Source organism: Micromonospora sp. KC207 (genome assembly GCF_004348615.1).
GTDB lineage: Bacteria > Actinomycetota > Actinomycetes > Mycobacteriales > Micromonosporaceae > Micromonospora.
On record NZ_SMKJ01000220.1, the window covers coordinates 1 to 12,493 of the forward strand.

6 protein-coding genes and 1 pseudogene are annotated in these 12,493 nt (G+C 73.5%); all 7 read left to right on the top strand.

Annotated elements, in window-relative coordinates:
• A pseudogene (locus tag E1258_RS34040) lies at positions 1-1,242 on the top strand (hypothetical protein); the annotation flags it as partial.
• Positions 1,235-1,585 carry a hypothetical protein gene (locus tag E1258_RS23470; protein WP_132404934.1) on the top strand — a complete coding sequence of 117 codons (351 nt, stop codon included), beginning with the start codon at positions 1,235-1,237 and terminating at the stop codon, positions 1,583-1,585. The pseudogene E1258_RS34040 and the gene E1258_RS23470, both read left to right, overlap by 8 nt.
• A 19-nt stretch (positions 1,586-1,604) precedes the next feature.
• The gene (eccCa, locus tag E1258_RS23475) at positions 1,605-5,561 is read left to right on the top strand and encodes a type VII secretion protein EccCa (RefSeq protein ID WP_132404936.1); all 3,957 of its coding nucleotides are present in this window, start codon (positions 1,605-1,607) and stop codon (positions 5,559-5,561) included.
• Positions 5,562-5,574: 13 nt separating this feature from the next.
• Entirely contained in the window at positions 5,575-6,984 is a 1,410-nt protein-coding gene (gene eccD, locus E1258_RS23480; RefSeq protein WP_371688670.1) for a type VII secretion integral membrane protein EccD, read from the top strand.
• 6 nt (positions 6,985-6,990) lie between these two features.
• Positions 6,991-8,346, top strand: coding sequence for a type VII secretion protein EccB (gene eccB, locus E1258_RS23485; RefSeq protein WP_132404940.1), 1,356 nt, complete (start codon positions 6,991-6,993; stop codon positions 8,344-8,346).
• Positions 8,347-8,351: 5 nt separating this feature from the next.
• Positions 8,352-10,898, top strand: a complete 2,547-nt coding sequence (locus tag E1258_RS23490) for a hypothetical protein (protein ID WP_132404942.1) — start codon at positions 8,352-8,354, stop codon at positions 10,896-10,898.
• Positions 10,899-10,905: 7 nt separating this feature from the next.
• On the top strand, positions 10,906-12,493 hold a 1,588-nt coding region (locus E1258_RS23495; protein ID WP_207919682.1), incomplete at its 3' end, for a right-handed parallel beta-helix repeat-containing protein.

Here is a 12,493-nt window from a genome sequence, read left to right on the forward strand (position 1 = left end):
CCACACGACCTGCCCGATGGGGGCGGTCTGCCTGGTGGTGTCGACCTGCCCGGCGGCGTGCCGGGTGGAGGCCTGCCCGGTGGAGGCGGCCTGCCGGGTGGAGGCCTGCCCGGTGGAGGCGGCCTGCCGGGTGGTGTGCCGGGTGGGGGTGACCTTCCGGGTGGCGTGCCCGGTGGCGTCGACGTGCCCGGCGGCGGCCAGCTGCCCGGTGGCACCCCGCTACTGCCCGGTGCACCGGCGCCGGGGCCGATGCCGGGGATGCCCGGGTCCCCCGGCGCCGGGCAGGGCAACGGATCGCCGGCGGATCGTCCGGACTCCTCCGGCCTGGTCGAAGGCGACCAGGACGACTGGACTTCGGGCGTCCCCAGGCCCGGCGACCCGTTCGCCCCCGGCGGTGCCACCCCCGGTGGTCCGGGGACGGGTGAGCCTCCGCCGGGGCAGATGCCGGGTGGGTTGCCGCCGGTGGGTGGGGTCCCGGGTGGCGGTGTGCCCTTGGTGCCGCCGATGCCGGGTGCTCCGGGTTCGCCGGGGGCGGGCGCTGGCAACGGTTCGACGCCGGAGCGTCCGGACTCGGCCGGGTTGGTGGAAGGTGACGGGGCGGACTGGGAGCCCTCCACAGGTGGTGTGGACGTCCCGGACGCTCCCGGGGGTGCCGCCGCCGGTGGCACCGGTCTCGCGGAGCGGCCCGGACCCGACGACCCGCCGGTGCTGGCCCTGCCGTCGCCCTTCACCGGGGCCGTACCGGCTGCGCCCGTCACCGGGCCGGTGCCGGTCGCCGGACTGCCGCCGATGCCGGGTGCTCCGGGTTCGCCGGGTGCGGCTGCCGACGGCCGTTCGACGCCGGACCGTCCGGACGCCGCCGGTCTGGTCGAGGGGGACTCCGCCGACTGGGCGACCGCTGGCGCGGACTCGCCGGCCGGTCCGGAGGCACCCACCGGCACGACTGCCGGTGGGACGGGTCTCCACATTCCCCCGGACGAACCGGCCGAGGTCGTCGGCGTACCTCTTCCCACGCCCGTGACCGGGGACGAGGAGCGGACGCCGAACCGTCCGGACGCCGCCGAGCTGCTCCGCGAGGAGGAGCCCACCTGGACCGGGGCCGAGCCGTCCCCGGACGAGGACCGGGTGCCGATCGTGCGGCCCGCGGGGGCGGGTGCCGACACGTCGGGCTGGGACGACATCGGCGACGCATGGTGGCTGCACGGCGACGTCGAGCGTGCGGAGAGGACGACCGGTGGCTGACGAGATCGATCCGATGCCGTTCAAGGCGTGGCGGCGGGAACGCCCGACGGCACCGCCCGGCGGGGGACGGCCGGCGATGTGTGGCGGCCCGGACTACACCGCCGCGGAACGCCTCGAACTGGTGCGTGAGAGGCAGCGGGCGATGGACGAGGCGGCCCGACGCGAGCGGGAGGAGGCCGAGGCGCGCGAGGCAGCCGGGCGTCGCCACACGAAGCAGTTCGACGAGGAGGACGGGTACCTCGCCGCCGAGCGGCCCCGCCGTGACCGGTACGCGGTCAACCTGCTCCGGCAGGACGACTCGGCCTGGGGCGGCGGCGGCGCGGGATCGGGGGTGCTCGGATGAGTGGAGACGGGACACCGGCATGAGTACGGTCACGGTCAAACGCCCGCCCCGTGCGACCGGCCCAGAGACCCCGGACGGCGAGGTCGAGCTCCAGGAACCACCGCTGATGGCGGAGGAAGCGCCGCTCGACTTCCGCTCGTTCGCCATGATCGTGCCGATGGGGCTCGGCATGGGCGCGATGATGGCCATGTTCGGCCTCTACAGCCGGGCCCCGGTGATGTACGTGATGGGCGGCGCGATGGCCGCCGGAATGCTGCTCATGGGCCTCATGCAGATCGGTCGGGCGGCTGCCGAACGCAAGCGCCAGATGCGCGGCGAACGGCGCGACTTCCTGCGGTACATCGCCCAGTTGCGCCGGCAGGCACGCAGGGCGGCCGAGCAGCAGCGCCAGGCGGTGATCTGGACCCACCCGCAGCCTGACTGGCTCTGGTCGGTGGCGATGGGCAGCCGGCTCTGGGAGCGGCGGCCCAGCCACGAGGACTTCGGCCGGGTCCGGATCGGGCTCGGCCGGCAGAACGCGATGCTGCGGTTCCTGCCCCCGCAGACCAAGCCGATCGAGGATCTCGAACCGCTCGCGTCGATCTCGTTGCGACGCTTCTCCGAGGCGTACCGGACCGTCTCCGGCGTCCCGACCTCGGTGGGCCTGCGCAGCTTCACCAGCGTCGAGTTCGAGGGGGACGCCGACGCGGCCGTCGACCTGGTCCGGGCCATGGTGGCCGCGCTGGTCACCCTGCACGCGCCGGACGAGCTGCGGCTGGCGGTGCTGGCGCCGGAGGTCCACCGGGGCCCGTGGAACTGGATCAAGTGGCTGCCGCACAACGCCCACCCGACCGCGTTCGACGCGGCCGGTCCGGTGCGGATGTTCGCCGGCGGCCACGAGGAGCTGATGGACCTGGTCGGCCTGGAGATCTCCGACCGGGGCGACCACGACCGGGAGGCCCGGCCCTCGTCCACCGAGCCGTTCGTGGTGATCATCGCGCACCTGGCCGACCTGCCGGACAGCTCGCGGCTGCTCGGCGCAGGCATCCGCAACGTGGTCCTGCTCGACCTGACCGGCCAGATGCCGGGAGGCCCCAAGGTGCTGCGGTTGGCCCTGGACGGGGAGCTGGTGACGTTCCCCGCCGGGGAGAGCACCGGCTCGGCGGTGCCCGACGGGCTCGGTGTCGCCGAGTGCGAGGCGCTGGCCCGGATCATCGCCCCCAAGCGGACCAGCGGCGTCCTCGACGCGGTCGAGGAGCCGTTGGAGAGCGACTTCGAGCTGACCACCCTGCTCGGCATTCGCGATGCGCACACCTTCGACGTCGCGGCGCTGTGGCGGACCCGCGCGCCGCAGCGCAACCGCCTCACCGTGCCGATCGGTGTCACCGAGGGCGGCGAGGTCATCGAGTTGGACCTCAAGGAGTCCGCGCAGGGCGGGATGGGACCGCACGGGCTGCTCATCGGCGCGACCGGCTCCGGCAAGAGCGAGCTCTTGCGGACCCTGGTCTGCGCGCTGGCCGCCACCCACTCCTCGGAGATCCTCAACCTGGTGCTGGTGGACTTCAAGGGCGGGGCGACCTTCCTCGGTATGGAGAAGCTGCCGCACACCTCGGCCGTGATCACCAACCTCGCCGACGAGCTGCCACTCGTGGACCGGATGCAGGACGCGCTCAACGGGGAGATGACCCGCCGCCAGGAGGTGCTGCGGGCCAGCGGATACGCCTCGCTGTTCGACTACGAGAAGGCCCGCGCCGCCGGTGCCCAACTGGTCCCGTTCCCGGTCCTGCTGATCATCGTCGACGAGTTCAGCGAGATGCTCTCTAACAAGAGCGAGTTCATGGACCTGTTCGTCTCGATCGGCCGGCTCGGTCGGTCGCTCGGCGTGCACCTGCTGCTCGCCTCGCAACGGCTGGACGAGGGCCGGATCAACCGGGTCGAGGGGCACCTGTCGTACCGGCTCGCCCTGCGGACCTTCTCGTCGATGGAGTCCCGGTCGGTGATCGGCGTCGGCAAGGCGTACGAGCTGCCGCCCGAGCCCGGCAACGGCTACCTGAAGATCGACACCTCCAACCTGGTCCGTTTCAAGTCCGCCTACGTCTCCGGCCCGTACAAGGGCAGCGGGCTGCGCAAGGGGGACGACGAGGGAAAGCGGATCCTCGCCGAGGTCGTCCCGTTCGCCACCGGGCAGGTCGCGGTCAGGCACGATCCGGGCCGGGTCCGGGCCGCCGAACCGGTCGAGGAGACCGAGCCGGAGGAGACCGGGAGCGTCACCGGACCGAGCCTCGTCGAGGTGCTGCTCGACCGGATCAACGGCGCCGGCCCGCCGGCCCGCCAGGTGTGGCTGCCGCCGCTGTCGACCGCGCCGAGTCTGGACACGCTCCTGCCGAGCGTCGTACCGGACCCGGTGCGGGGCATGACGGTGGACGACCCGAACGCGCAGGGGCGGCTCCGGGTGCCGGTCGGCATCGTCGACCGCCCCGCCGACCAACTGCGCGAACTGCTCACCATCGACCTCGGCGGGGCGGACGGGCACGTCGGCATCGCCGGTGCGCCGCAAAGTGGCAAGTCCGCGCTGCTGCGCAGCGTGATCCTCGCGCTGGCGCTCACCAACACCCCGCGCGAGGTGCAGTTCTACGGGCTCGACTTCGGCGGCGGTGGGCTCGCCTCGATCGCCGGGCTGCCGCACGTCGGCTCCATCGCCACCCGGATGGAACGCGACCGGGTGGTCCGGACCATCGAGGAGGTCTGGCAGGTCATGGAGCGTCGCGAGCACGAGTTCGCCAACCGCGGCCTCGATTCGATCGGCGCCTACCTGGCGGCCCGGGCCCGTGGCGAGATCGACGACCCGTACGGGCACGTGTTCCTGGTGGTCGACGGCTGGTACACGATGAAGCAGGACTTCAGCGACCTGGAGACGCGCTTCCAGGAGTTGGCCTCGCGGGGGTTGTCGTTCGGCATCCACGTGATCGTCTCCACCACCCGCTGGTCGGAGATGCGGACCTGGCTGCGGGACCTGCTCGGCACCCGGTTGGAGCTGCGGCTCGCGGACTCGATGGAGTCCGACGTGGGCTCGCGCCGGGCGGCCACCGTGCCACACCAGCCGGGGCGGGGCCTGACCAGCGGCGGCCTGCACTTCCTCGGGGCGCTGCCCCGGATGGACGGCAGTTCGTCCGTCGACGACCTCGCCGAGGCCACCAAGTCGACGGTCGAGGAGATCATCACGTTCTGGACCGGGCCGCCCGCACCGGGCGTCCGGCTGCTCCCGACCCAGCTTCCGGTGGAGAGCCTGCCGGTGCCGGAGCCGGCCTTCCGGGTGTGCCTCGGCCGGGACGAACAGCGGCTGGCGCCGGTGTGGCACGACTTCATGACCACCCCGCACCTGCTGGTCCTCGGCGACAACGAGACCGGCAAGTCGAACCTGCTCCGGCTGGTGCTGCGGGCGATCCAGCGGCACTACACGCCGGACCAGGCGAAGGTCGTCCTCGGCGACTCGCGGCGCGACCTCGACACCGCGATCACCCCCGACTACCAGGTCGGGTTCGGCTTCACCGGCGACCGGCTCCACGAGCTGGCCGGACAGACCGCCGTCTCGATGAACCGTCGGGTGCCCGGCCCGGATATCTCCTCCGAGCGGATGCGGCGGCGGGACTGGTGGGAGGGACCGGAGCTGTTCGTCATCGTCGACGACTACGACCTGATGACCCGCTCGGCCGCCCCGGGCTCCGCGCTCGACCCGGTGCTGCCGCTGCTGGCGCAGGGCGTCTACATCGGACTTCACGTGATCGTCGCGCGCAGCACCTCGGGCGCCATGCGGGCCATGATGGACCCGGTCCTGCGCCGGATGTGGGAACTCGGCACCCCGGCCGCGCTGCTGTCGTACCCGAAGGAAGAGGGCCGGTTCCTTGGCGAGGCGGTGCCGCGCAGGCTGCCACCCGGGCGTGCCCAACTGGTCACCCGCCGCAGCGTCAGGCTGATCCAAACCGGACATGTCGCATGAGAGGGGAGCACGGGTGAGCGCCACGCTCAGCGCCGAACTCTGCCGGGTCACCGTCGTCGGTCCGGCCCGCAGGGTCGACCTGGCGGTCCCGGCGACCACCACGGTGGCCGCCCTGTTGCCGCTGCTGGTGCAGCAGACCACGGAGAGCGACCAGCGCTCCGATCCGAACGCGGGCGAGGGAGCCTGGGTGTTGCAGCGCCTCGGCCAGGCCCCGTTCGAGCTGGCCGGCACCCCGGAGAGCCTGGACTGGCTCGAAGGTGAGGAACTGCACCTCCGCCCGGCCGAGGACCCGCTGCCCGAACTGGACTTCGACGACCTCGCCGACGGGGTCGCCATCGCCGTCAACCGACGTCACGACCGCTGGCGGCCCGAGTACCGCCGGATACTGTTCGTCGTACTGTCGGTTGTTCTCATGGGTGCCGTCGCCTCGGTGCTCACCTCGCACGGTCCGGCCCTGCCGCAGGTCGTGGCCGGTGCCGTACTGGGCAGCGCGCTACTGGCCGCCGCGCTGTTCTGCGGCCGACGGCTGGACGACGGCGCGTTCTCGCTGCTGTTCGGCGGCGGCGCGGCCGGGTTCGCGGCGGTCGCCGCGTCCAGCGCGGTCGACGGCGATCCGGAGCGGGTCGCGGTGACCAGCGCGGCGATCCTGGCCGCCGCCCTCGCCGTCCTCACCGTCGCCGCCGTCCTGCTGCTCGCGCAACGGACCTTCGCGCCCCACCTGCCGACGCCGCCGCTGCTGGTGACCGGGGTGACCGGCCTGGTCACGGTGGTGATACTGCTGACGCACGACGGCAGCGGGATGAGCATGCCACGCGCCGCCGCCGTCGCCGTACTGCTGATCTTCGTCGTGATCGTGCTGGCCCCCCGGATGGCGGTGAAGCTGTCCCGGCTGCGCGGTCCGCAACTGCCGAAGACCAGCGAGGACATGTCGTACGACATCGCGCCCGCGCCGTCCGGGCAGGTGCACCGGCGTACCGACGACGCCGACACCTACCTGACGGTCGCGATGGTCACGGCGGCGCTGGTGCTGCCGGTGCTGTTCCACTTCACCATGACGGTGCCCGGCTGGGCGGGGTGGAGCTTCGTGCTGGTGGTCGCCAGTGCAATCCTGTTGCGCTCGCGTACCTTTCTCGGTCTCTGGCAGCGCTGCGCGCTCGTCGCCGCCGGTACCGTCGGCTGCCTCATGGTCATCACGAAGCTTGCCGACATGCTGTCGCCCGCCTGGCGCTGGGTGTTGCTCAGCGCGCTGGCCGGGCTGCTGGTGCCGCTCGTGATGGCGGCGTTGCGGCCCTGGCCACGGCGCATGCTGCCGTTCTGGGAGTACACGGCGACCTTCTTCGACGTCGCCACCGGCGTGGCCGTCCTGCCGATCCTGGCGCAGGTCCTCGGCATCTACGCCTGGGCTCGTGGGCTCTTCGGGTAGGCGGCGATGCAGACCCAGCGCGACCACGTCCACGCCCACAGCTTCATGACCGGGCGACTGAGTTCGGCGCTCGTCGAGGGCGACCCGACCAGCGCGCAGATCCCCGGGCAGCGGGCGCTGACCGGCCTGCTGATCGGGATCATCGTGGTGCTCCTGGCCGGCGGCGGGTTCGCCGTCTACGGCTGGCTCGTGCCCGGCGGCAGCCGGGCGTACCGCCAGGCCGGCGCGATCCTGGTCGAGAAGGAGAGCGGCGACCGGTACGTCTACCGCGACGGCGTGCTCCACCCGACGTCGAACCTGACCTCCGCGATGCTGCTGCAGGGCCCGTCCGCAGCGGTGAGGCTCATCTCGCGCAACTCGCTCAAGGACCTGCCGCGCGGTCCGGAGATCGGCATCGCCGACGCGCCGCAGTCCGTCCCCGCCGCCGCCGCGCTGGTCCGGGGGCCGTGGCTGGTCTGCCTGCCGGGGTCGGTGGTGGACCGGCCCGGTGCGGGGCTCGGCGTGAACCTCGACCCGCGAGCCTCCGCCACGCCGCCGGCCGGGAACACCTTCACGGTGGTACGCGACCCGGGCGGCGTCACGTTCCTGCTCGCCGGGCCGGTCAAGTTCCCGGTGGTCGACGCCTCGGTGCTGGTCGCCCTCGGCGCCGCCAACGCGCGGGTGGCCATCGCACCGGCCGCCTGGCTGGACCGGCTGCCGACCGGCGTCACGCTCGGTCCGGCCCGAATCCCGGGCGCGGGCAGCCCCGGCCCACGGGTCGCCGGGCGGGTCCACCCGGTGGGCACGCTGTTCCGGCAGCAGCCTGTCGCCGGCCCGGAACAGCTCTTCGTGCTCCGCCCGGACGGGTTGGCGCCCCTCAACCGGATGGAGTTCGTGCTCGCCACGGTGCGCGGTGGCGACGCGCCGGTGACCCTGGACGCGGCCGACGTCGCCGGGGCGCCGCTCTCCGGCGACCGGACGCTGACCGACCGGCTGCCTGACCTGACCGGCCACCGGTGGCAGGACCCCGGCAGCCGGGTGCTCTGCCTGCGGCAGCGGCCGGTCGACGGGGAGCGGGTCGCGAGCGAGGTGGTGCTCGCCGACCGGCGCGTGTCGGGGGTCGGCGACGACGGCGCGACCCGGGTGCTGGCCGAACCGGGCACCGGCATGACGGTGACACCGGTTCCCCGGGTGGGCCCCGCCGCCGAGGTGGTGTTGATCTCGGAACAGGGCGTCGCGTACCGGCTCGCCGACCCGGACACGGTCTCCTCCCTGAAACTCGCCTCGGCGCCCGCCGTCCCGTTCCCGAGGGACCTGCTGGCGGTCGTGCCGCAGGGCCCGGTGCTCAGCCGTACCGCCGTCAACGGTCCTGCTAGGGGGTAGCGTCCATGGCATCCATCCGAGACCTGCTGCGCGGCGGGCGTAGTCAGCCCGGCGACGTGGTGCAGCACACCGTCGGCAACGCGCTCGTCCTGCACCACCCGGACGAGATCAGCGGCGAGGCGCAGTCCCTCGCGCTCTCGGTGGTGGCCGACAGCGAGAACGACCTGGTCGTGCTGGATCTGGGCAGCGGCATCCCGATCGGTTCCTGGGAGTCGATGGCCGGTGTCCTGCCGCGCCGCCGTCGCGGTATCCGGCTGGTCGCCTGCGGGGAGCGCAACGACACGGCGGCGATGGCCGGGCAGTGGTTGTCGGAGCGGTTGAACCGGACGGTGATCGCGCCCGACGGTGACCTGATCCGGGGGGCGGCCGGCGCGCTCTTCGTGCACTCGAAACCGGGCAGCGGCTGGGTGCGGTTCCGGCCCGGCAAGCCGCCGGCCTGGGACTCCAAGCGGTACCCGACACCGGTCTGGGACACCGCCGCGACCGATCGCCGGGCCTCCAGCTCCACCGGGGAGATCGAGCCGCTGCCCGGCGGGGTGTGGATCCACGACGTACGGGCACCGGAGGTCGTCGCCGAGCACCGCGGTCGCCTCGTCGCCGACCTGCCGTGCCAGGCGGAGACGATGACCGTCCTGCTCGGCTGCCCCGGCACCGAGCCGCTCTCGCTCGACGACGTGGTCCGGTTCTGGCGTGACCTGGACCCGGACAGCCGGCTGCGGGCCCGCTTCGTGCAGTACGGCGGGATACGCAGGCCCGAGGGCGAATCGTTCGGGCAGACCCTCGCCGACCTGCTCGCCACCAAGGTCGTCTGCTATCCGGGAGTCCCGATCGGCGCGCCGGGCAAGTTCGAGATCCGGACGGTACGCGCGGACGGCGTCCTGGGCTGGCCGCCTTTCGCCCTGGAACTCGGCTACTCACCACGGCCACACCCCAACTCGCTGGCCCGCCGGCCGCTCCTGCTCGACCACCGTGGCCCGTTGCGGTGGACCGAGGAGATCGAGCCCCGGGTGTACTGGTACGCCCCGGACGCGGTGGTCGAGGTGATCGAGGTTGGACTGTGGATCCGCCCGGCGGAGGAGCCGGGGAACGCGGAACGGGTGCGGGCGACGCCGCTCGACCCCGAGGGAATCACCATGATCTTTGACGACACCACGCCGAACCGGACGGCGCGGATGCGGGAACTCGCCGAGGACCTGGCGGCCCGGATCGACCGTGGCGAAGGACAACCCAGCGCGCTGTTCCCGGCGTCGGTGTTGGTGCCGGGGCAGAAGCCGGGCGGCCAGGCGGAGGCGAACCTGACGCTGGCCCCAGAGCTGCCGCCGATGCCGCCGATGCCGCCGACGGCCGCCTCCCCGCCTTTCCCCGGCGTGCCGGCGGAGGTCCCGACCGTCGGCGTCACGACCATCCCCGAGCCGATCGACCTGTCCCCGGTGACGACGCCCGCTCCGGTGGTCCCGCCCGCTCCTGTCGAGATTCCGACCGAGTCCTCGATCGACGGACCCCGGGACGTCGGGCCGGAGCATCCGGCGGGCCCGACGGCGACGGCCGGACCGGCGCTGCCGCCGCCCCCGCCCAGCGCGCCCACCCCTGCGCCCGAGGCAGCACCGCCTGCGCCGCCGCTGGCCGTGCCGGTGGAGGTGTCGGTGGCCGCGGTCGTGGCGGTGCCGACGGAGGCGGCCTCCGCTCGCAGCGTCGGGCCGGTGACGCAGAGCGAACCGTCCGGTCACCGGACCCAGCCGGTGGCGACACCGGAGGCCTCCGCCCTGGTGCCCGGCCACGGGCTGGCGGAGGAGCGGGGCTGGCTGCGCCGCTCGCTGAGCCGGGACTTCGACACCATGGCCAGCTCGGTCTCCCGCATCTTGTCGGAGCACCCGGGGATGAAGGCCGGCGGTGACAGCACCGCCGACGACATCCTCGTCGACTCGGTGGCGACCCGGCTGTTCCTGACCCGCCGGGGCGCCGGCATCGACGACGGCCTTCGGTCGGGCGCGATCGGTCCGCACGTCCCGCTCGCCCGCTGCGTGGTCTCCGGCCTCTCCCGGCTGCCGTCGTTCCGGGGCAGCACCGTGGTGCGTGCCTCGCCCGGCGGCGACGAGTGGCGCCTTTACCGGGGCCGACGCCTGGTCACCGACTGGAGCTTCGTCACCATGCTGACCGCGCCCTGCGCCGGTCAGGACGGCGACACCGACCTGCTGATCTGGTCGATGACCGCCCGCCGTACCGCCCTGCTGGAGCCGGAGGGGGAGGAGCGCGTCGAGGACCGGGTGGTGTTCCTGCCCGGCACCCACTTCAAGATCCTTGAAACGGCGGAACCGACCGGTGGCCGGCGCGGCACCATCCTGCTCCGCGAGATCGGCGCCAACGAGATCGACGACGACGGCCGGGTCGACCGGAAGCGGTCGTCGCTCGACGAGCTGGCGGTCACCTCCCTGCGCCGCAGCCTCGACCGGTGGGCCGGCGCGGACCCCCGCAGGCGGATCGGCGCCGCCTCGGTCAGCCGCTTCGGGGCGCTGCCCGGCCTCGTCCGTGCTCCGGTTGGGAAGAAGGGGTGATTCCGCGATGAGTCGACAGGTCCTGATGGTGGGCGGCGGACAGCCCGGCGCGTTCGCCACGATCGGCGCGGCGATCGCCCGCGCCGAGCCGGGTGCCACCATCACCGTCCAACCCGGCCGGTACACGGAGAGGCTGGTCGTCGGCAACCGGATCACCATCGCCGCCGAGCCGAATGCCCTCGTCGAGGTGCACGTGGAGGAGGGCAGCGTCCTGGCCGTACACGGCGAGGGCGCCCAGTTGCGGGGCATCTCGCTGTCGAGCGCCGATCCGAAGCTGGCGGCGGTCGACGCGTACGCCGGCGAGGCGGCCCTGGACGGCTGCCGCGTCGAGGGGGCGGCCTGGGTGACGTTGCTGGCCCGGCTACAGGGCACGATCGCGCTGCGCAACTGTGAGGTGCGCTCCTCCTCGGGCGCCGCGATCGTGGTGACCGCGCCGGGCGCGAGCACGGTGGAGGACACCGTGATCCGGGACGTCGCCACCTCCGGGATCGTGGTCAGCGACCAGGGGTCGCTGACGCTGCGTCGCTGCACCGTGGAGCGGGCCGGCGCGAACAGCATCTGCGTGAACGGTGACGGTCGGCTCGTCGTCGAACAGTGCGAGATCACCGCCGCCGGCAAGCCGGCGCTCGTGGTGGAACAGCGCGGTCACGCCCGGATCAACCGTCTGCGGGTGCGGGAGAGCGCCAACGTCGACGTGTTCATGCGCGGCGATGTCGACGCGGTCGTGACGGACTCCGAGTTCACCGGCGCGCTCTTCCAGTCCGTCCATGTCGCCGGCGGCGCTGCCCCGACCTTCCGGGGGTGCACGTTCGGCTCCGCCGGACGCAGCGCCGCCCACGTCACCGGTGCGGCCAAGCCGACGTTCACCGACTGCGTCTTCACCGACTCGCCGGTCGGCGTGACCGTCGAGGCCGAGAGCACGCCCCGGTTCGAGGGGGTGACCATCCGGGGCAGCAGCGAGCAGGCGGTGGTGGTGACCGGCGCGGCCTCGATGACCGTGCAGCGGCTGCGTCTCGACGTCACCGCCGGGGTCGGGCTGCTGGTCACCTCCGGCGCCGGTCTCGACGGCACCGACCTGGTGGTCGACGCCGCCGGCGCCGTCGCGCTCGACCTGCGGGAGTCGGCGCGCGGGACCATCCGCGACGCCCGGTTCAGCGGTACGGCGGCCTGCTGCGTCGTGGTCGGCTCCGGCGCGACGTTGGCGCTGCGGTCGGCGGTGTTCGACGGCGCCGGTGTGCGGGTCGCCGACCACGCCGACCTGCGGCTCCAGGACACCGAGTTCGCCGACGTGGCGGGTGACGGCCTACAGGTAGGGGCGTCCGGCGCGGTGACCGCCAGCCGGGTGCGGGTCCGCCGGGCCCGCCAGGCGGGGATACGGCTGGAGCGCGGCGCCCGGGGGGCCTTCACCGACTGCGAGGTGCTGGAGAGCGGTGCCGCCGGTTTCGACGTGGACACCGCGGAGCCGGTGTCGATCACCCGCTGTGTCGCGCGGGACAGCGGCGGCGAGGACGTCCGTCAGGCCGACGACGCCCGCCCGACCATCACCTCGCTGACCACGGGACGGGCCACCCGGCCCGTGGAGCCCACCTCCCCGG